Here is a 21849-nt window from a genome sequence, read left to right as displayed (position 1 = left end):
GCACGAGCCTACCGGGCCTTGTGTAGTTGGACAAAACCGCGCTCAGCGCTGATTTGTCTACTTTAAAGCATTTTTCGACAACGACGGAGGAATAATGGTGGACGCTTCAGCACGCCTCGTAACGCTCACCAGAGCGGGTTTTGCAACAAGGGGGCTGCTTTATATCGTAATCGCAATCTTCGTTATCACAACTGGCCGCGCAGAAGATCCAGCAGGTGCGTTGCAATATCTCGGCCAAGGCGGTGGACGCATCGTGCTCCTTTTGATGGCGGCTGGCTTAATCGGCTACGGACTTTGGCGGCTAACTGACGCCATTTTGAACATTGAGGGCCATGACGACGATCATAGCGGGCTTGGAAAGCGATTGGGCGCTGGGGCGAGCGGAGTGATCCATTTACTGTTGGCGTGGCAAGCGATCAAATTGTCCAGGGGCTCAGGCGCCGAAGGCAGTTCCAGTCCGCAAGAGCATGCCCAGTCGGTGCTCGCCATTCCCGGCGGGGCGACGATGTTAGCCGTCGTTGGCTTGGTCCTTCTGGCGGTGGGAGCTTTTCAGTTGGTTAAAGCTGTTAAGGCAAGTTATCTCGAACATCTTGAACCCAAAATCGCAAACCAGCCATGGGCAAAATGGAGCGGCCGTCTTGGCTATGCTGCCCGCGGGGTAGTATTCATGATTACGGGTTTCTTTTTCATATCAGCTGGCCTGTCCGAACAAGCAAGCGAGGCGGGCGGAATGGCCGAGGCATTGAGTTGGTTGACAAGCCCATGGGATATGGTGGTCGCTGCTGGATTGTTAGCGTTTGGTTTTTTCAGCCTGATCGAGGCCCGTTACCGTGTCATTCACCAAGTTCCCGTTGAACATTTGAGCTCGCGCATAAAGTCCAAGCTCGGCTGACAGCCAATAATTGGGTCCGCGTGGGTTAAGCACGCGGGTCATTTGTTGCGCGGTCAATGGCCAAGCCAGCGGTAAAGCCATGCATGATCGTCGACGCCACGATCGTGAGCGCCACAATTGCCCAAAGCTGTGGTGCATCGGGCAAGTCGATGTGCGTGGCAGCATAAGCAAGATAATAAACCGAGCCAATTCCGCGAATACCGTAAAAGGCGACAACATGGCGTTCGCGTGACTTTAATGTCGTACCTGATAATGCAAGCCATGCTGCCACAGGCCTGATTACAAATAGCAACGCCGCCGCAATCGCACATACTTGCCATGTAACATAAGAAATGAGCGCAGGTATTGCAGCGCCAAGCGCAACAAGCAGAAGCGCGGTGAGAGCCCGTTCCAGTGCCTCTACAAAATCATGCAATTTGGTGTGATAGTCGTGGTTTGTTTCGGACCTGCGCAAAGTTAGCCCCGCAATGAAGACCGCGATAAAACCATAGCCTTCAGCCAGCTCAGTAGCGCCGTAGATGATTAAAACGCCGGCGAAGGCTACCAGTCCCGACTCCGTCTTTGACAACGCATTTTCGCGTGGATAATCGAACAAAAGCTTGGCCAGCAGCCATCCAAGCACGACACCACAGCCAACGCCAACTACGATCCGGTAGCCAACGTCGATGGCCAGCCATTCACCCAAAAGTCCGGCTGACCAGTCCCCTGCAGCGACTAAAGACATCGCAAGATACAAGAACGGAAATGCCAAACCGTCGTTGAGCCCGGCTTCGGTTGTTAACGCGAACCGTACCGGGTGCTCTCCGCCCTCTAATGGCGGGCCGACCTGGACATCGGATGCCAGAACTGGGTCAGTAGGGGCGAGCACTGCCCCCAAAAGCAACCCGGTTGCCAAAGTCATGCCGGCAGCAGCCATTCCAACGAGGGCCAGCGCAAGGATCGTCAGCGGCATAGCTATTGCAAGCAAACGGACGGTAGCTTGCCAGTTTTTCCACATGCGCACCCGGTCGATACGGATGCCGACGCCAAATAGCCCGATGACAACGCATATCTCGCTGGTCATCTCCCATATCTTCGGGAAGTCGACAGGGTTGATAGGACTTGGAGCCCCGGGAATGAAGGTAAACGACAAATAGCCCGCACCAATTAGTAACGCCGATGCGGCGGGTTCGCGCCCTGAAATCCAACGTGGAAGCCAATGAGCCAGCAATATGGCGCAACCCACGACCGAAAGCACGATATGATAGGATGAAAATTCAAACATCGCTTATTACAAGGATGATATCTGTTGCTTGGCAACATGTGGAGAAACAAGAGGGCATGTGGCAGGGTGAACAACAGAACTTGGTCGCTGTTCCAGTCTTACGGCACAAGGCTATTTTTCGTCTTCTGCCAATTGTCCCATTTTATGTTGTATTTGCCGCGTTGTTCATGTTGCGGTCACGTACCTACCGACAACAGGGCCTTTCTTTATCCTAACAAAGTGCTTCGCGCTTCGCCGACACACGGCTTCGTATTTGGTGAAAGCCCGACTTTTCCTCGACTGATTAAAGGCGATCTCAACCCGCTATGAATATTTTGCGTATGTTTTCTTCTGTTGCCCACGACATGGCGATTGACCTTGGGACCGTAAATACCGTTGTTTATGTGCGCGACAAGGGCATCGTACTGAACGAGCCTTCTGTTGTGGCACTCGAAACCCGCGACGGGATAAAGCGGGTGAAAGTGGTGGGCAATGAAGCCAAGCTGATGATGGGAAAGACACCGGATAATATCCAAGCGATCCGGCCGCTGCGTGATGGTGTGATCGCGGATATTGAAGTTGCCGAACAAATGATTAAGCATTTTATCAACAAGGCGTTGGGCGGACCAAGCCGGTTACCGCGGCGCTATAACGTCGTAATCTGCGTACCTTCAAGTTCCACTATGGTAGAGCGGCGCGCGATCAGGGATGCTGCATCGAATGCGGGGGCTGCGCGGGTCCAATTGATCGAAGAGCCACTGGCGGCCGCTATCGGTGCAGGATTGCCGGTCACCAAACCAATCGGCGCAATGGTAGTGGACATTGGCGGAGGCACAACGGAGGTCGCCGTCCTTTCGTTGAGCGGTGTTGCCTATAGCAACTCTGTACGCATTGGCGGGGACAAGATGGATGATGCGATCACATCCTACATCCGGCGCAAACATAATCTGATGATTGGCGAAATGACCGCGGAGCGCGTAAAAATTGCGGTTGGCAGTGCCATTGCGCCGGAAGGCAGCGGAAAGACCATCAGCGTCAAAGGACGAGACTTGGTCAATGGCAGGCCGTCCGAGATTACAATTTCCGAAGCCGAAATGGCCGATGCTTTGGCTGACCCGGTTGCGCAGATTGTCGGGGCAACGATGACCGCACTTGAGCAAACACCCCCGGAGCTTTCAGCCGATATCATCGATGAAGGGATCACACTTACTGGCGGCGGCGCATTGCTTGGCCGGATGGACGAGGCCATTGCGCTTGCCACCGGTCTCAACGTAAAAATCGCAGAAAATGCCCTGATATGCGTTGCGATGGGTGCCGGGCAGGCATTTGAGGACGTCGCATATCAGGGTGTCCTGATTGAAGGTTGACGGGCTTACGGCCCTTTATGCCTCCACTAATTTTCAGAATTGCCTTTTTGGGACGACTTTAAATGGAGCTCGGGCGGGCCGGTGACCTCATTTTGCCACGCCCGTGCTGCCATCCAAAATAGCCCGCCGCGATGCCCGCCGATATTCCAAGTGCAAGTGTTAACCCGGCAGGCAACATCGCATACATCTCAAACAGGCTGCTCAATACAGGCATCGACGGCGCAAACCACATCGCGACCGCCTGGATTGCCACAAATGCTGACGCGACCAGCCATGGCGCACCATTTTTCCGGTCTCTGAAATACAGCGTCATGGCAAAGAGGATCGCGATACCGTCACTGATCACAATAGTGTCCAAGACCGCGATCGGTCCCTCGCTGCCAATAAAATTCATCCATGGAAATGCTTGTTCCATAAGCCGGCTGAAAGGAGACTCAAACAATATCAACGGTGTCGCGAGCATATAGCCCGCATGTAACCGTATATTATTTCGGTGCCGCAACGCAGAATAAAAAAGTGTCAAATACCCCGCGATGGCAATGATCATGCCGATGCCAAAGGATGGCCCAAGCACCATGATAAACGGGCTCTCTTGACCAGCAAAACGCGCCGCAGACACATTTATGATCAGCACAAAACCAGCAATTAAAATTGGAAAAAGGCCAAGGCTTGCCAGTCCAGCGAGCTTGTGAAACGCATTCTGACGCTGATGAATGGCGACGCTCTGAAGGATCAGGAGCAAGAGCCAACTGGTCGATGAGAAAGCATGCACATGAAAAGCAAATGGAACGCCGCCAATGATGCGAAAATAGCTCGCCCAAAAGCCAGCTAAAATTACTGCCAGCACGAAGCCAACATAATAATGACCATATTTGTACGGCATCGACAATTTCCCCCGAAATTACGCGCTGCGATATGGTTAGTATGACATTAATTGCTTTTTACTTCAATCGGTGTCGGTTGGCGCCGATGGAGTCCTGTGCGGATTTGGGCTTCTCCATACCGGCACCACTAAACTGTAACATTTGAGACCCAATTTTGTAATTGTGCCTAAGCGGCGAAGTCACAATAGATAGCTAACGCCCATGACGGTTCAGAAGACTTTCAGGGGCAAATCACATGACATCACGTTCGAGATTTTCGCGCGCATTTTTCAACGCATCAATGTTGAGCAGCGCAGCCGCGCTCGCATTTATGCCGACTTTAGCGTCGGCTCAGGCTATTCCGGCCGACGAAGTAAGTTCGGACGAAGATGCAATCGTTGTCACAGGTTCGCGCCCAATCGCCGAATCGGAAGCCGCAGCCTTGCTTATTCAAAAAAATTCGGACTCGTTGGTAACAGTTGTCGCCGCGGATTCTGTTGGACGCTTGCCCGACCAGAACATTGCTCAAGCGGCGGGAAGACTCCCCGGTGTTGCGGTCGAACGTGACCAGGGTCAGGCGCGCTATATATCTTTGCGCGGTGCACCCAATAACTGGACGACCTTATCGTTCGACGGCATTAACGTCGTGAGCCCAGAAGGTCGTGATGCGCGTTTTGACAGCATTCCTTCGGCACTGGCAGCGCAAATTATCGTGTCCAAGGCCGTCACGCCTGACATGCCCGGTGAAACAATTTCGGGTAACGTCAACATCATCACGCGATCGGGGCTTGATTATGACGGCCTGCGCATCGCTGGCAAATTGGGTGCCGGTCAGACCGAACTTGGCAAACGCGGCGAATATGAAGGTTCACTGACGCTTTCCAACAAGTTCGACACAAATATCGGTGAAATCGGCGTTTTGCTCTCGGGCAGCTATTACGAGCGCAACATGATCACTGACAATTACGAGATTGATTGGGAGCAGGTTTCGGCTGACCGTCGTCCCGGATTTGCAACGCGGTTCTGGGCGCGTGAAACCGAGAACAAGCTGTATCGTTTAACCCGTAAAAACTACTCGATATCGGGCCGTGTTGATTTCCGCCCCGATGCCGACAACACAATTTCGGTCCGCTCGCTCTACACGATCTTTACCGATGATGAGGCGCGCGACAATTACATATTCGACTTCGACGACCGTCAGGGTGATCTTGTCGCCAATACAGCGGCGTGCACTGGCGGCACCAGCACGCCAACGACGACTGCTTACGCCGACGCTTGCATAAACAGCCCGTTTGCCGGCACTGTTTACGGAATCGACATCAACCAACGCTCGACGCTGCGCGCATTCCGTCAGTCAGTTTTTACCAACACGCTTGAGGGCAAGCATCAACTTGGCGACAACTGGGGCTTCAAATGGGCCGCCAATTATACGAAATCGGTTGATGACCGTTCGGTCGTTGGTGAGGCGCGCTGGGAAAGCCCGTCTACGCGGACCTTGCGTCCGACCGTTGCGTATGATTTCACAAATCCGGAATTAGCGCGCGTCCAGTTGTTCACAACAAACCAGCTGTCGGGGCCAACGCGTTTTCAGGCAGGCACGCCAGTAACGGCAATCGACAGCTTCACCAAGCCACTGAGCTCGTTCACATCGCTTGATGCGGTCGATCCTACAACGGCTTACACTTTTAAAGGTGAGCTGTCGCATAACACTAACTTGTTCGGAGGCGATACCGTCATTCGCGCTGGCATTCAGTATGATCAGCGGACCAAGATTAACCGCGAGCGCAACCTTGTGCTGAACACAGCGGCGCAGTTTGCGGCTGCTGGACTTGGCACGACCTACTTGCCGTTCTCGCTTGATATCCCGTTCAAAGGTGAAATACCGATGGGCTATACCTTCCGCTATTTCAGCCTTGATGCAATGCGGGACTATCTGGAGCGGGCAAAAACCATTCAGGGTTTCGCGCCGGTGAGTGCAAACCAGTATAATGTCCGCGAGCGCATTCTTGCCGGCTACATCATGGCGAACAGCAAATATGACTGGGGCAGCTTCGTTGGCGGTGTTCGCGTCGAAAAAGTTACCAACCGGGGGCGCGCACTGGCGACAATTCCTGGCGTTAATGGCCAAATTGAAGCCGAGAGCAGCACGACGCTTGCGTTTCCAAGCCTGCACATGAACTTCGACGTGGAGGATGATCAAAAACTGCGGATTGGCTTTACGAGCGGCGCTGCACGCGCGGATTATGACCAGCTGCGTCCAAATGTCGTTGTCAACGATTCCGACCAACGGATATCGGGCGGCAACCCGGCAGTGAAGCCCGAGCGCGCTTACGGCGTTGACGCTTATTATGAATATTATGTACAGCCGCAGGGTTATTTCATGGTCGGTGCATTCTACAAAAAGGTGGAGGACGTACTGTACACAGCGCGCCGTACATTTGGCTCAAATGCGCTAGACACCAACGGAATCGACCGTTCAGGCTATGCTTTCAGCGGTATTACCAATGGCGGCAAAGGCCGGATTTTCGGATTTGAGGCAGCGGTTCAGTTTCAGCTGGAGCCATATACATCCGATCTTGGCCTTCCCGATTGGATGGGTGGTTTCGGGATTACCGCCAACGCAACATACAATGACAGCAAAGTAACCAAGCCAGAGGTTCTCAGCGTGACTGGGTCCGGTGCCGCGCAGGTCATTACCGTCGCGACCCCCGAGCGTGAAGTGGTGCTGCCGGGCACATCACAAGTGTCGTATAATGTTGGGGCCTATTACGAAAAATACGGTCTGTCGCTTCGTCTGCAATATCAAAACCGGACCACATGGGCGGATGGTTTTGCAGATACCAATAGCGATGCCGGAGATACATATTGGGCCGAGGACGACGAGCTTGATTTCTCGGCGCGCTATGAGATTTTTGACGGCTTTGAAGTTTACTTCGACGCGTCGAATTTGTTGAACAATCCCGGGCGTCGTTATTCCGACCCTTCGAATATCTTGCGTGCAAATGGCGTACCTGCGGTTCGCAACGGGCAATATACAATCGAGTATGAACGTTTTGGTCGCCGCTATAACGGCGGGATCAGGTTCACATTCTGATGCGAACGATCATCTGGACTTTGCCATTTCTTCTCGCCGGTTGCGCTACTCCGCAGCCGGCGTGGAGCCCGCTGCCGACTGCCTCCGTTACGGCAAAAGTGGAAACACAGCCGGTAGCCAGCTTGGATGACGCGGCAGATGACCCTGCGATCTGGCGCAAGGCGGCCAATCCAGGGCAAAGTCTGATTATAGCCACCGACAAGCGTGGCGGAATTCATGTTTATGATCTGCAGGGGCGGCAAGTTGGATTTACGCCGTCACCGCGCCTCAACAATGTCGATTTGCGCGACGTGGGCGGCAGCATAGGCGTCTTGATAGCAGCTAGTGACAGGCAGGATCTGGCCAAAGCACAGATGGCATTGTTCCGGCTTGATACCGTCGCGAAAAAATTGGTGCCCTTGGTCACGCTGTCTGTGGGGCAGGGCGAGGCATATGGCATGTGCCTTTGGCAGCGCGCCGGAGATAAAAAACTATTTGGTTTTGTTGTGCTCAAAGATGGCCGGATCGACCAACTTGAAATCAATACCAACGGCTCAGTTCCGACGTCAAAAGTCGTGCGCAGTATGAAGCTGGGCACCCAGTCGGAAGGCTGCGTTGTTGATGATCGCACCGGCATTTTATATGTGGCCGAAGAAGATGTCGGCCTGTGGAAATTTGACGCGGCGCCCGATGGGCCGGTGACCGCGGCCGCATTGGCGAAGGCCGATGGCAAGGAAATCGTCATGGATGCCGAGGGCGTCGCCTTGGCTCCATCCGGAACTGACGGGGGCTATGTCATCGTGTCGAGCCAGGGTGACAATGCTTATGCTGTGTATCAGCTGCCTGATGCGACCTATGTTGGGCGCTTTCGCGTCGCTGACGGGTCCGTCGACGGCGTGCAGGAAACCGACGGCATTGAACTCATGCTTGGCGATTTCGGACCAGAGTTTCCGCGCGGGCTCTTGGTTGTGCAGGATGGTGACAACCTACCCGAAACGCAGAACTTTAAACTATTAAGTTGGGCCGATGTTGTGGAAGCTTTAAATCTCGAGGCCCCGTAACGCTATTCCGCCAACGTTCTGCTTGTTCGATTCTATGCGCATGGCGGCCCCGCAAATTATTCGGTCAATATTTGGTCCGGTCGCCATCCTAGCGCGCTCATCATCACATGGAACAAATGCGTGTTCGGAAAATAGCCCCGCACGCGTTCAGCCCCGGCACCAATAGCCGAGGCGGGAACTTCTTCTGCCGTGTGACTTTCATTTACGAGCACATTCTTTAGGCGAACCGTTGTTTCTTCGGCATCCGCTGGAGCATTATTTTTGGCTGTTTTCCAGATGTCATAGCCTTCCATAATGTCTTTTCCGCGCGTACCACCGTCGATTTGGAAGCCAAAGGAATGATCGGCGGTAAAAAGCAAAAGGATGTCTTTTAGATCAACCCGCGCTTGCACTTCTGCGATGAACTTGTCGAAACTGATTAAGTTCTGCAAACCCTCTATTGGGTCATCAATATGGGCATCCCATTCCACGACCAAAAAATAACCCCGCGGTGATTTTTCGAGAATATCGAGCGCCTGCAACGTGGCGGCCCGCGTATCAATTTTATCGGCAACGACCACAGGGCGGTTCGTAGAGGCGGGTATGATGGTTGCGCCGTTAAAGGCAGAACCGCCCGCAGCATCGGCAAGAAAAATAATGATATTTTGGCTTTTGGTTCGCTCACGGCTTCACGTGCCGACATGCTCTGTACCGCAGTAATTTGAACCCGCGCACAGACATTTATTGTCGTGAGACCCAGCACCAAGAAAACGGCGGTATACTCGAAAGGCAAATTCTGATGTAATTTTAGACGTGTGATATTACTTAAAAAGTTACTGAACTTGCAAATCACATCTGTCCAAGCCGGAATGAACTACCGCAAAAGGTTTTATTGGTTCAATAGTACAATAAGTTGCTATTTTTCTGACTACGTATTGGGCACACTGTGCATCCAACGTCAGTTTTCTACCGTTGTTAATTCCGGCATATTGTTGCCGATGGAGAGCCATTCTTTGATGGTATTTACTTCATCAGCCGTTCGTTAATTCGAATAGCCCCTCCGGTTTGCCTAACGCCAGTTTGAAGGTTTGGTGCCCTTGAGCTGCTCTATGGGTAGGAACAAAGGCCTCTAATCGCTGTTATTTGATGGAGCGATATGCTCGGCAACTTTTTGACCTCGGTGTTGAATTCGCAGCATTTATGTCGAAACCGCGCCGTCAGGCCTGTCGTTTCCCCTATTGGAGGGACAAATCATGCCAGAAATCAAAGAAGCGCTAAGGGTGAAGATCGAGCAGGGAAATGACATTGGCTTAAAACCCGCAGCCGACCTCGCCGAAAAGTCGGCGGAGCTTTATCCCAATGACAGCGAGGAATATCGTGCAGCTCGTAAAGCGTTGCTTGTCGAGGAGATCAACCTACGCCGTCAAATCGAACGCGTCGCAAAACAGCGCCGCGCCTTGCCGATGGGTGGCGAAGCAGCTGGCTATGAATTCCTCGACGAGCAGGGCAAAACGGTTGGGCTCACTGATATGTTTGCCGACCATAACACACTCGTGACATATTTCTGGATGTACGGGCCGGACCGTGAGCGCCCGTGTCCCATGTGCACATCGCTTCTGGGCTCGCTTGATATTCCCGCCGTTGATATAGAACAGCGCGTCGCGCTGGCGGTGATCGGTCGTTCACCCGTTGCAAGGCAACTGGCTTTCGCCCGTGAACGCGGATGGCGCAATCTTAAATTCTATCAATGTGTCGGCGATGATTTCCCTAACGATTATCGCGGACTCGCTCCCGACGGAAGCGAATGGCCCGCACTCGATGTTTGGAAAAGGGAGAGCAGCACGGTCTATCATTTTTGGGCAGGGGAATCGGGTGAAACAGCCGACCCTGGTGAAGATGCCCATGGCGCACCTGCTCCAACCCCGCTCTGGAACATTCTTGATCTGACGCCAGATGGACGCGGAACCGACTGGTATCCGAAACTGGAATATAGAGATCAAGCCTAATGCATTTGTCTAATAATTATCCGTCGTTCGGCTTTTCCCAAAACTTATAAGGATTTCGTGTGCTTGAATTTATCGAACGCAGTACTTTTAAAGATGAAATCCGGCCATTTGGCGGATCGACAACGAAAGTAAAGTCGAACATCGTCGCCCTGATTGGCGGGTTTACCCCTCGCAGGTGCGGCATTGCAACGTTCACTGCCGATGTGCATGCATCTTTAAAAGCTGCGCAACCCGATCTGCAAATCCATGTCTACGCGATGACGTCTGCACCGTCGGCTATTGCGTTCGATGATTCCGTTAGCTCAACTATAACTGAGGGCGACCCGCAGAGCTATATTGATGCCGCCCAGGAAATTGATGCGAGCGGTGCAGATGTTGTGTGGCTCCAACATGAATTTGGGCTATTTGGCGGGCCAGCAGGGGATATGGTGCTTGAACTCACTGACCGGATCGCCGCCCCTTTAGTCATTACATTACATACCGTTTTGGCAAAACCGAACCCTGACCAGATGCGCGTGATGCGCAGGCTAATTGCGCACGCGAGCAAGTTGGTGATCATGTCGGAACGTTCGCGAGATTTGCTTGGCAGCGTTTACGGCGCAGATAGCGACCAGATCGTCCTTATCCCCCACGGAGTTCCCGATCGGCCGTTTGGGCGATCAACGCAATTCAAGTCCAAATTTGGATTTGAAGGCAGGGACGTCATGCTGACGTTTGGACTTCTTTCCCCAGGTAAGGGGATTGAAGCAGTCATTGCGGCAATGCCAGCCATAATTGCGGAGCAGCCCCGTCTGCTTTACTGCATTGCTGGGGCCACGCACCCCAATTTAGTGGCGGCCGAAGGTGAAAGCTATCGGGAAAAGCTCAAAACGCTCGCGTCTACGCTAGGCGTTGATCAACACATATATTGGCTCGACACGTTTCTTGAAACAGAATTGCTGCTCGATTTGATCGAGGCAACCGATATCTATGTTACCCCTTACACCGGAGTGGACCAATCGACCTCAGGCACTTTATCGTACGCTTTAGCGCTAGGTAAAGCGGTGGTGTCGACGCCCTATGTCCACGCCGTTGAGCTTCTTTCGGATGATCACGGAATTATCGTGCCGTTCAATGATAGCGGCGCAATCTCAACCGAGGTAATTGACCTGTTGAGTGACAAAGACAGACTCTCGGCTTTGCAGAACCGCGCGTATAATCGAAACCGGGATATGATATGGCCAGCTTTTGCTGCCCGTTGTGTTGATGTTATGAACGCAGTGCGGGTGTCTATAAAAGCAGCTCCGGTACCTGCTTCGATCGGGATCGATGGCTTGCTAAGAATTTGTGATGATACTGGAATATTGCAACACAGCATCAGCAACGTTCCTGACAGAGCGCATGGATACTGCGTCGATGATAATGCCCGGGCATTGATGCTTACCAACAGATTGAACGGCAATTCTGCAACGGTACGTCGGTTGGGCACAACCTTTGCTGCGTTTGTTCAAAGCTCCTGGAACGAAGACCGTCATGAATTTAGGAATTTCATGGGCTTTGGACGAAACTGGCTCGAAGAGGTCGGGTCCGAGGACAGCTGCGGAAGGACACTTTGGGCGCTGGGTTCCACTGTCCGCTGGGCACCTTCGGCTGGGCTGAGGCATTGGGCACAGGGTCTGTTCGACCGCACGGTATCATCTGCGGAAACATTTGGATCCCCGCGCGCAATTGCTTTTGCAATACTTGGCGCAGATCAAGTGCTGGAAGTTGACGGCCGGCATAAAATAGCAATGTCGATATTAACTGCTGGCGCGGATCGGTTGCTTGAACTTTTCAATAAGTCCAGCAGGGAAAATTGGACGTGGTTTGAGGACGTATTGGCCTATGATAATTGCCGACTTTCGGAGGCGATGATCCGGGCTGGTATGCGTTTGGGTCGCTGTGAAGTCCACAAGTGCGGTATCGAAACATTGCGTTGGATTAGCGATATGCAAACAGTTTCCGACGGCCATTTCCGTCCGGTAGGATCAAGCAGCTTCGGAAGGGCATATGAGAAGCCAAATCCGTTTGATCAACAGCCTGTGGAAATTTGGGCATCCATTGATGCTGCTTCTGCCGCTTATGACTTGTCTGGTGACCCAGGCTGGCTCACACAAGCAACTCAAGCCTATGATTGGTTTTCAGGCGCCAACGACCGCGGCATCGCGGTTGCCGACCCTGTATCGGGCACAAGCCACGACGGATTAAATCCTCGCGGCATCAATCTTAATGAGGGCGCTGAATCGGTTCTGGCCTATCAACATGCGACAATCGCAATAAAAGAGTTTATTGCAAAAGTTAGATAGGGAAACGTCATCGTCGAACTCGTTCAACATGAATTGCGGCTGCATGCCGACCCGGCACGTGTCGTCGTGCGCCCATTTCATTTGGCTTGGCAAGCTTCAGGGCCTGACCTCGAGCGGGTCCAAAAACTCGCACGTAAAATTTTTGCTTTGGACGCGCGAACAGTTCGGGCTGAACTCAGCGTAGTGTTGCGCGATTTTGCTGATCGGCATTGGCAGATTGAAAAGGTATTTGAGGAACGGTTCAACGAAATTGAGCCGCGATTGGGGTTGTCAGGGCCGTTCAAAAAAGAAATGCGGCAACTGATCGGCGCATATTTTTGTCATGAGTATAGTTTTGCCGCGGCCGCCTTAATGAATCCCAGCGTCGTAGCGCATCCCAATCAGACGGGGTTGCAACCCGGCAGCGTCAGGATTCTTCTGTCGCTTCGCGCTGTGGGGGAGGGCCATATTTCAACAATCGCGTTTCGCGAAGGGATTATCTCGGCTGACAGGCAACTGGTTTTGATGCCGCAACCACCCTTTGCCACGGCGGCAATGTTAGGAAAGCATGAAGCTGGCACGCCGGATGACGTGTCCTCACTCTATTGCCATCGGGATAGCAACATATCCGGAACCGTAATTTTTCCAGTGACGGAAGCGCAACGAAACGGGCTTGAAGATTTACGGCTGGTAGAATTTCAGCATGACGGCGGAGAGAGCGAGTGGGTTGGCACTTATACTGCTTATAGCGGGCATGACATTCGCTCTGAACTTCTTCGAACCAACAATTTCCGAGAATTTACCCTAACGCCGATAAAAGGAGGCGCGGGTCGCAATAAGGGCATGGCACTTTTCCCGCGAAAGATTGACGGCAAATATTGCATGATCGGGCGGCAGGACGGGAAGAACCTATATTTGCTGCGATCTGAATCGATTGATTGCTGGGATGGGGGCGAACTTTTGATGGAGCCGTCATTCCCTTGGGAGCTCGTTCAAATAGGAAACTGCGGGGCCCCGATTGAACTGGATGAAGGTTGGCTGGTTCTGACCCATGGCGTTGGCGCGATGCGTAAATATGCGATCGGCGCTGCATTGCTCGACAAATCCGACCCTTCAAAGGTAATCGGCCGTACGCCCAATCCAATTTTATCTGCTGCTGATGAAGACCGCGAAGGTTATGTTCCAAATGTGGTCTACACGTGCGGCGCAATTCGCGTTGGAGACGATCTCTTCCTGCCATACGGCGTCGCCGATAGCTCTGTATGTTTTGCATTTGTCGCGATTAATGAGATTTTGGCTGCGATGAGATAGTAGCGTGTACATTACAGGCTTTGCCAGGCTTCAAGCTTTGCTATCTCATTTTATCTTGATCAACTAACTCTGTTTCTGGCTAAGTTGCAGCGAATTCGGAAATCAAACAATTGCGTCCGGAATTGCAATCTTGGCTTGGAGACCACGATCATAGCGATCAATTACCAAATGCCCGCCGAGTTGCTGCTCTACAACCGTTCTTACAATTTGCAGACCAAAGCCCTCTTTCAGAAGCAGTTGTAAAGGTACGGAGTTCGTTTCCCTCCAACATAGAGTCAGTATGCCATGATCAATGCTCCAGCTAAGACGTACAAGGCCCTTTTCTTCCGTTAGCGCACCATGGACTTGCGCATTGGAAAGCAGTTCATGCAGTACGAGCCCCAGAGGCTGAACAACTTTGGGCAATAACTGTAAAGCTTCACCTTCGGCGATTACCCGATTAGCTTCAAATTTCCCTACTAATTGCGTTTCGACCAGTTCGGACAACTTGACGGATCGCCATTTTCGCTCGGCCAAAAGTTTATGTGTGCAGGCTAATGATCCGATGCGCTGATTGATTGAGCGCGACAACCCCTGCACATTTTCGGCGCGCGATAGGGCAACTATACTTTGTATAAGTGCGAGCGCGTTCATTGTCCGGTGGTCAACTTCCATGAGCAGTCGGCGCTCGCTGGCCTCAAGCTCTTGTGCCCTGCGCTCGGCTGTCACATCGACCTGCGATGCAAAATAGTACAGAAGCTCGCCCTGGTCGCTTCGGACTGCGCTGATCATAAGTGCATTTATGAAGGCTGTTCCGTCCTTTCGGTAATTGAGTATCTCAATTTCAAGTTGGTCTTCCCCGTGCGAAAGGCCCGCGCTTAACTTTTCAACATCTGAGGCCAGCGTGTCGCGGCCTTGGAGGAAACGGCAATTTTGTCCTATGACCTCACTGGCGGCGTAACCCGTAAGATCAATGAATGCCTGGTTTGCAAGTATAATTGGGTTGTTTGGCTGACGCGGGTCGGTGACCACCATAGGCATTCGGGATCTTTCGACTGCAACGAGACCCAACTCCCGGCGATCAGGGAGGTCCTCATCCGCAGCGGCTGCCGACTGGTCACCACAAAAGGACGCGCCGTTGAGTAAAATGGTCATCAGCTTGTCAGTCGGAAGTTCGACGAAACAAAGAATTTGAACTATCAAAATCGCCTGCGGCAGCAAAACGATCCTGATAATCTGTTACCGTTGACAGTCGTACCCAGCGATTTGCGATTGCAAAGTAATCGTCACGAATTGAGGTGCGAGTGCTGCGTTTCCCAAGTGTACTACACCGGGTGAAGTCTAAGCGACATTTTAGCGATGTGAACATAATAAGTGCTTGTCCCTATGACGAGCGTTAACGGGCTATTTTTAGAACACGCATGGTTACTAAGTGACATTCCGTTGGTCGCTTTTATTTTTACATTTGATTTTGATAGCGACACCGTTGAAATGGCTGAAAGCTGTTCTTGGCCGACCACGCCGCATGAAACTTTATGCCGCCGGGTCGAGTTCGAAACTCTCGTCGTCAAACACTTCGAGTTGTTCAGGCCTTGGCAAAGAGTGGTCCCCTTTCAGACGAGCGAGAAGGTAGGCCACGGCGAGCACCATCTCTGCGGCATCATAAGGCTTGGGCATCGAGCCAATTGCCACGGTTTTTGCCGAGCTTGCCCGGCTGACCTGGCCGCTGATGAGCAAGACAGGTATTCCCATAGCCTTTAGATGCTCTGCGAGTTCGATGCCATTGTCACCGCCCGCGAGCCGGATGTTAACCAACGCCAGATTCGGCTTTTCGGCTTTGGCGACTACCAGCGCCTCGTTGTGACGATCTGTCAGGTCGAGGACCTTATATCCTGCCTCCTGCAGCTCGTCTCGCAGGACTATCGCCACAAGCGCCTCGTCCTCGACAATCATCAGAGTTTGAATCGTCATGCTATCGTTTGCGGTTGTCATAGTCATTCCTCTACTCGTTGATTTCTGATCGCGCTGGACGCCGTGCGTGTCCCCGTTGGCGGCCCGCTCGCCGTTTCGGGTTCATTTTCCACCAAGGCGATCCGGGTGTGCGTGATGGAAACCTGCGTGCCTGGATGCTCGGGCGTTATTTCCACCGAGGCATGCAACTGCGCGGCCAGCGCCGCGACGACGCTGGTGCCCAGACCGGTTCGGACCGGCGCTTTCGACGGCATGCCGACACCGTCGTCGCGAACGCAAAGAACCCAATTTGGCCCGTGGAAGTTATAGTTGACCGAAATGACTCCCGGCCGGCCATCCGGAAAAGCGTGTTTGATCGCGTTTATCACCAGCTCGGTGACGATCAAGCCGAGGCTCACCGACACCCGGGCTTCGACCACACCGTCTCCACCTTCGACAATCAATGCAATTTGATCGACGTCGCTGATCATGGAGGCCGAGATGTTTTCACACAGTTTGGTGAAATAGGCATGCACATTGATGTCGCCGTGTTCGGAGGTTGAAAGCAGCCGTTCGAGAGCAGCTACGGACATCACCCTATGATGGGCATTTTCGAGATGGCCGCACGTCTCTTCCGATGTGGTCGTTCGCGCATTGCGCAGCAATACGCTGGCGATAATCTGCAGACTGTTGGCAACCCGATGGCGAACCTCCTGCAACAGGACGTGGGCTGCGCGGGCTGATTCTTCTTTCTTCGTCGCGTCGGCCCACGCTTGCGTGACGTCCGACACAGTGACGAGGATACGTGTCTGTTCAAGATCGAGGTAGGTCAGCTGGCTCGCTTGAATAATCAGATGCCTAACGGGCCGTTGCGGCTGTTTCAGGTCGACGTCGCGCGCGGGCGGCGTTCCTTCACCAGACATCGTTGCGGTCAGCAAGGATCGCAGTTCGGGAATATCCCATTTGCCGTCATCCAGGGCATAGAGAGGTTGCCCAGTCAGTTGCGCCTCGTCGACGCTGAAAACTGCGCAGAACGACATGCTCGCCGCGATAATATTGAGTTGGCCGTCCAGAAGCAGCAACGGCGCGGGCGACGACCTTACGATAGCCAATGTCAGGCTCAGCGCTACGTCTTCTGGACTATGTTTTTCTGCGGACATCATAAGCCTTCGAGAACCGGAGGCTTGCGGAACGAAAGCCAGATACCGGGAGGTCGCGCTTGTGGAAGGGCCTAAACCGACACCCTTCAGGGCGTTCGCATGGTTCGATAATGCGTGGCTGCGGGTAAAGTTCCGGCCTCAGACAATGCCGCATGATGCCGGGCACAAGAACTGTGTGATTTTTCCGCAGCCCTATCTCTCACGCCGAGCACGGTCAGAAACAGCAAGACGAAACGGCAGCTTTCGCAAAGATGGAGACAGCTTCCAAACATGCCGACCGTCAATAACGGCCAAATTTTGTCACTCGAGATGGTCGGGACCTTTATCATATCTGTGTCAGAGCGTGTTACATTGACAGCGGTGCTGCATATCCCGTCAACTCTAGGTAACCGCGGCCATTCTGCGTACGCACTAAACCTTCCCAATATACGGGTAACCCGCTGGACCGGGCATCCAGTTCCTGGTCGGCAAACATAGGTGTTAGCTCCAGACGTTTTTCACCTTCGGGCAGCTTGATCGTCAGAATTTGCGCGACGGGATATACCGCCCCGGTACGTTTTGACCGCCATGTACGTGTGGGCGTAAAACGGACGTCGTTTGGTTTAAGCGTTAGGTCATTTCCATTTGCTCGGCGATATGTTCCACCAGCCCAAGCAGCGCGGCCATTCTTTCCACGCACGCGGAACGCCATTAACGAACTACCATCGTCGAAATTAAGCCCGACCCAGTCCCAACCTACCGCCCCTGCGCCCAGTAAGCGTGATGACCATTCACGGTCGAGCCAGCTACGTCCGGTAACTTTGGCCGTTGACTCCCCCCGGGTAATTGTTCCTGTCACAGCCATTTGCGGCAGCGAGTAATAATAGCTCGCCGATTTGCGATCGGGCCCTTTTTGACTATAGCCCCGTTCACCTTGCAAAATTGCTGGTTGCGTCGGCTTGAACAAGAGATTGAGCGAAAAGCCACGCGCTTTTATTTTTGCGGCAAACCGACCGTCGGGCAGACGCAAAAAGCGCCAGTCCTTAATGCGAATATCGGCGTCACCAACCTTGGCTTCTGCGATGCCGAAACCACTGCGCGCTGACCGCTGATCATGCAGCAGCTTGCCAATCGATGGATCAGAAACTGCGGTATGCGCAAACAGAATTTGCTGCGGTGCAAACTTGCTCGGGTTGCGCGCATCTACACGGGGGCGCGTGCGAAAGAAGGTAATTTGAAATCCTAATTCCTCGCCCTTTGTGGTTTTCACCGTGCCTGTCACGTACCACCATTCAGTGCGGTAATCAGGGTGCGCCCCGTGATCTTGGGGAAATGTAAATGCGCGACCGGGTTCAACGTCGGGGTAGCTGAAGTCTGGCGTCTGTGCCACGCTGGCGGTGGTGAGCGCATAAGCGGCTATACCAAAGAAGAACCAGCGGATCACCAGTCTGCCCTCACTGCGCGAATTGCGTCCGTTGATACGGCCTGCCTGCCGGCAAGCATTGCAGTGATCGCCGAGGCCGCAATCAAGGCGATCACGACCATAATCATCAGCAGAAGGGGAAGTTGAGTCGTCATGGTCCAATTGAAAGATTGCGGATTGATAACGTGAATGAGCACTTGGCTAATCCCTATACCCAACGTCACACCGACGACCCCGCCAATTGCACCCAATAACGCGCCCTCGACACCCAGCATGGCAATAATTTGGCCGCGCCCGACACCAATGTGACGCAACATACCAAACTCGCGTTTTCGGGCGTTTGCCTGCGCCGAGGCTGTTGCCGCGACACCTGCCAACCCGACAATAATCGCGATGGCTTCCAACATATAGGTAATGGCGAAACTTCGATCGAATATCGACAAGGCCAAGGTCCGAAGCGTTGCGGGTTCTGCCATGGATAGTCGTGACTGTAATATTGTCGGTGCAGCTGCCCGTATTGTCCGCTGCACATCTGTAATGGCAGCACCCGGTTGCAATATCACCAGAGCATCATCCCGCACGCGGTCACCAGTCAGCCGGATATAGTCTGTACCGTCGATCACGATTGCGCCTTGCTGCCGGGAATAATCGCGCCAAATGCCTGCAACCATGAACTGAGTATTCCTGCCGATTGGTAAGCTAATCGTATCGCCAACTTCGCGTTTCAAAATTCGCGCGGCAGGTTCGGATATCCAGACCGCGACGGTTCCGGTTGGCGGCGTTGCTTCACTCCCGATCACTTTAAGATCCGCAGGGCCTTCGCCCACAGGACGCACGATTAGCGTTATGGGCGGCTGATCAGGTTGAAGCGTTATGGGTACTTGCTTGTTGAACAGCATAATCTTGACACCAGGCGCCGCTGCCATCGTATCTTGAGCGGCTTCATCGAAACCGCCCCAGCCTGGTTCAGAACGGACATAGAGGTCGCCCGTTAATATCTCACCCAGCCAGTTATCAACAGCGCCTCGAAAGCTTGTAACCATCACGGCCATAGCGATCATTAAGGCTGTGCTAGCGACGATGCCGCACAATGCTGTAGCGGCAGCGCGTGGTGCGCCATACAAATGCTGAATTGCCAAATCTGTTGCTACGCTTCGCCGCGGCCTGCGAACTAAGGGCGTTAGCAACGTGCGTGCGAGCCAGGGCATCGCTGTTATGCCAGTAGCCAACAGCAACGCCACCGACAGATAGCCAAACAACGGCAGGCCGCCGACTGCGGGTAACGATGCAGCCGCTATGCCGGTTACGAGCAGGGCAATGGGCAGGCGCGCGCGCAGCGGATTGCGTGGATCAACACTATCGCCGGCATTTTTTAACGCCGCGGCGGGTGCTGCGCGCGCGCCTTGCAAAGCCGGAATCCAGCTGCCTCCGACCGCAGCGGCCACGCCGAGCGCGAAGAATCCAGCGGCTGCTAACGGCGCAAAGACCAAAGCAGGCGGGGCATCGCTGAATATTCCGCTCCCGAGATCGCCGCCAAGAATGTTGATGGCAATGACTGCAAGGCCAAGCCCGAGTACTATCCCAGCAACAGCGCCAATGAGACCAGCAAGAGCACCCTCAATAGTGACTAAGGCAACTATCCCGTTACGTTGAAGACCTAAAGTGCGGAGCAAGGCAAAACTCTGCAAACGCCGCGCAACCGACAGAGATTGTGTTGAATACACAAGGAAGGTGCCAGTGAACAATGCAACGAGCGCTAACATCGACAGATTTACCCGATAAGCCCTCGAGAGTGCATCGCTTTGTTGTGCATTATCATTCTCGTCACTAACGATTGCATCAGATCGGAGCAATATTGCAAGCATAGCCCGGACATCACCTGGTTGGACATCCGGTTCCAACTTCAAATCAATCCGATCAATCTTTCCGAGCCGTCCAAATAGATATTGTGCCGCCGCGATATCCATGACGCCTACGCGGCGGCCCTCGGCTATGCCGGGTAAGAGACCACGCACGACCATCGGCTGCGCCCGTCCATTTGCGTTTATGGTTACAGTGTCACCGACGCGCAGTTTCCCCGCCGTCAGTGCGTCTTTGGAGAGGAATAGGGCGTTGCCGGCGAACATGTCGTCGCCATTGCCAGCACCCGCATTGGCAGGGGCACCGATCAGGCTTGGCGTGACCTCGGCTGCGCGAAGCACATCAAGCCCAAGCAAACGAAAGGGCCGACCATTTGCGTCGTTTGCGTTGAGCACCACTACCGGGCTTGCATCAGCGACGCCCTCGACACCAATCACCTTTGCGTAAAGCGCCTCGTCAAAGCCAAGATCGCTGGCAGCTTTAACTTGGAGATCAGCTGCGCCATTCACGGTGCTCACGGCTTGACCAAAAGCAGTCAACGCCGATCCGTTGATCAAATGCACTGCAAATCCAAGCGCGACTCCGACGGCAATAGCTACAACGGCGAGGAGTATGCGGCCGGGATGCTGACGCCATTCGCCGATGATTAACCAGCCGAGCGCCCTTGACGGGTTACTTGACATTGACAGGTGCGAGCCCGGTGGCTGTCAGTACCAATGTCCGGTCCGCGATTGCCGCCGCAGCCGCAGAGTGGGTCACGAGCAAACCAGCGGATCCCGAATTTCGTGTAGAATCTGCGAACAACTGTAAAATCCGCGCAGCAGTCTCGCTATCCAGATTGCCGGTTGGCTCATCAGCCAAGATCAACGCAGGTTTGTGGATTAATGCGCGTGCGATCGCGATGCGCTGTAACTCACCGCCCGACAAATCTCGCGCATAGTCACTACCCCTGTTACCAAGGCCCACCAATTCTATCATTGCATCAGCGCGCGCATCAATGTCGTTTTTGTCGCCTGCTGCCAGCGCCAGCGGCAATGCAACATTTCGGCGAAGTGTGAGATAGGGTAAAATATGGAAGGCCTGGAATACAAAGCCGATCTGGCGGCGGCGGAGGTCCGTCAATCCTTGCTCATCGAGCAGCGCTAGATCCTCGCCACCAATCAGGATCTGACCCGCATCATAACGTTCAAGCCCGGCAGCCATGTTGAGTAGTGTTGATTTGCCGGATCCGGATTCGCCCACAATAGCTACAAGTTCGCCAGGTGCGACGGACAGAGAGAGGTCTTGAAACAGCACGCGACCACCCGGGACGCTTTTCGTAAGCGCGCGCAATTCAAGCAATGAGGTCAACGGGTTTCTCTCAGTTTAAAGAACCAGAGCGCTTAATAGCGCAAAGGAGC

Annotated in this window: 16 protein-coding genes; 7 read left to right on the top strand and 9 right to left on the bottom strand. The window is 53.5% G+C overall.

Annotated elements, in window-relative coordinates; genetic code table 11:
• The first annotated feature begins 94 nt into the window (after positions 1-94).
• A complete protein-coding gene (locus ACLL9E_RS08395) occupies positions 95-892 on the top strand; it encodes a DUF1206 domain-containing protein (protein WP_411291287.1) in 798 nt (265 codons plus the stop codon).
• Between the two features lie 25 nt (positions 893-917).
• Here the strand turns inward: ACLL9E_RS08395 and ACLL9E_RS08390 are convergent, their stop codons facing one another.
• A complete protein-coding gene (locus ACLL9E_RS08390; protein WP_411291286.1) occupies positions 918-2156 on the bottom strand; it encodes a cation:proton antiporter in 1239 nt (412 codons plus the stop codon).
• A gap of 305 nt (positions 2157-2461) precedes the next feature.
• Here ACLL9E_RS08390 and ACLL9E_RS08385 point away from each other — a divergent pair, with 305 nt between their 5' ends.
• Positions 2462-3502: a rod shape-determining protein gene (locus ACLL9E_RS08385; protein WP_411291285.1), complete on the top strand. Its 1041-nt coding sequence runs from the start codon at positions 2462-2464 to the stop codon at positions 3500-3502.
• Between the two features lie 58 nt (positions 3503-3560).
• On the opposite strand, the gene ACLL9E_RS08380 is transcribed toward ACLL9E_RS08385, so the two are convergent.
• Positions 3561-4385, bottom strand: coding sequence for a hypothetical protein (locus ACLL9E_RS08380; protein ID WP_411291284.1), 825 nt, complete (start codon positions 4383-4385; stop codon positions 3561-3563).
• A 236-nt stretch (positions 4386-4621) separates the two neighbouring features.
• On the opposite strand from ACLL9E_RS08380, the gene ACLL9E_RS08375 reads away from it, so the two are divergent.
• Positions 4622-7459, top strand: coding sequence for a TonB-dependent receptor (locus ACLL9E_RS08375; RefSeq protein ID WP_411291283.1), 2838 nt, complete (start codon positions 4622-4624; stop codon positions 7457-7459).
• A complete protein-coding gene (locus tag ACLL9E_RS08370) occupies positions 7459-8499 on the top strand; it encodes a phytase (protein WP_411291282.1) in 1041 nt (346 codons plus the stop codon). Before ACLL9E_RS08375 ends, ACLL9E_RS08370 begins: the two co-directional genes overlap by 1 nt.
• A gap of 56 nt (positions 8500-8555) precedes the next feature.
• Here the strand turns inward: ACLL9E_RS08370 and ACLL9E_RS08365 are convergent, their stop codons facing one another.
• A complete protein-coding gene (locus tag ACLL9E_RS08365; protein WP_411291281.1) occupies positions 8556-9020 on the bottom strand; it encodes an alkaline phosphatase in 465 nt (154 codons plus the stop codon).
• Positions 9021-9731: 711 nt separating this feature from the next.
• On the opposite strand from ACLL9E_RS08365, the gene ACLL9E_RS08360 reads away from it, so the two are divergent.
• Genes ACLL9E_RS08360 through ACLL9E_RS08350 form a run of 3 tightly spaced genes read left to right on the top strand, consistent with a single transcriptional unit; the run spans position 9732 to position 14098 of the window.
• Positions 9732-10484 carry a DUF899 family protein gene (locus ACLL9E_RS08360; protein WP_411291280.1) on the top strand — a complete coding sequence of 251 codons (753 nt, stop codon included), beginning with the start codon at positions 9732-9734 and terminating at the stop codon, positions 10482-10484.
• 59 nt (positions 10485-10543) lie between these two features.
• Complete coding sequence (locus ACLL9E_RS08355; protein ID WP_411291279.1) at positions 10544-12808, top strand: glycosyltransferase family 4 protein; 2265 nt, start codon at positions 10544-10546, stop codon at positions 12806-12808.
• 9 nt (positions 12809-12817) lie between these two features.
• Entirely contained in the window at positions 12818-14098 is a 1281-nt protein-coding gene (locus ACLL9E_RS08350; protein WP_411291336.1) for a glycoside hydrolase family 130 protein, read from the top strand.
• 102 nt (positions 14099-14200) lie between these two features.
• Here ACLL9E_RS08350 and ACLL9E_RS08345 read toward each other — a convergent pair whose 3' ends face one another.
• From ACLL9E_RS08345 to ACLL9E_RS08320, 6 genes are all read right to left on the bottom strand, one after another.
• Complete coding sequence (locus ACLL9E_RS08345) at positions 14201-15232, bottom strand: PAS domain-containing protein (protein ID WP_411291278.1); 1032 nt, start codon at positions 15230-15232, stop codon at positions 14201-14203.
• A 378-nt stretch (positions 15233-15610) separates the two neighbouring features.
• Complete coding sequence (locus tag ACLL9E_RS08340) at positions 15611-16048, bottom strand: response regulator (protein WP_411291277.1); 438 nt, start codon at positions 16046-16048, stop codon at positions 15611-15613.
• A gap of 23 nt (positions 16049-16071) precedes the next feature.
• Complete coding sequence (locus ACLL9E_RS08335; RefSeq protein WP_411291276.1) at positions 16072-17190, bottom strand: sensor histidine kinase; 1119 nt, start codon at positions 17188-17190, stop codon at positions 16072-16074.
• Between the two features lie 343 nt (positions 17191-17533).
• The gene (locus ACLL9E_RS08330) at positions 17534-18610 is read right to left on the bottom strand and encodes a lipocalin-like domain-containing protein (protein ID WP_411291275.1); all 1077 of its coding nucleotides are present in this window, start codon (positions 18608-18610) and stop codon (positions 17534-17536) included.
• Positions 18607-21132, bottom strand: a complete 2526-nt coding sequence (locus ACLL9E_RS08325) for an FtsX-like permease family protein (protein ID WP_411291274.1) — start codon at positions 21130-21132, stop codon at positions 18607-18609. Before ACLL9E_RS08325 ends, ACLL9E_RS08330 begins: the two co-directional genes overlap by 4 nt.
• The gene (locus ACLL9E_RS08320; RefSeq protein ID WP_411291273.1) at positions 21122-21799 is read right to left on the bottom strand and encodes an ABC transporter ATP-binding protein; all 678 of its coding nucleotides are present in this window, start codon (positions 21797-21799) and stop codon (positions 21122-21124) included. The genes ACLL9E_RS08325 and ACLL9E_RS08320 overlap by 11 nt, the downstream gene beginning before the upstream one ends.
• Positions 21800-21849: the final 50 nt, after the last annotated feature.

The organism is Sphingorhabdus sp., from assembly GCF_046596595.1.
Lineage (GTDB): Bacteria > Pseudomonadota > Alphaproteobacteria > Sphingomonadales > Sphingomonadaceae > Sphingorhabdus_B.
Note: the sequence above shows the minus strand (reverse complement) of the source record. Positions and strands in the feature narration are given on the sequence as shown.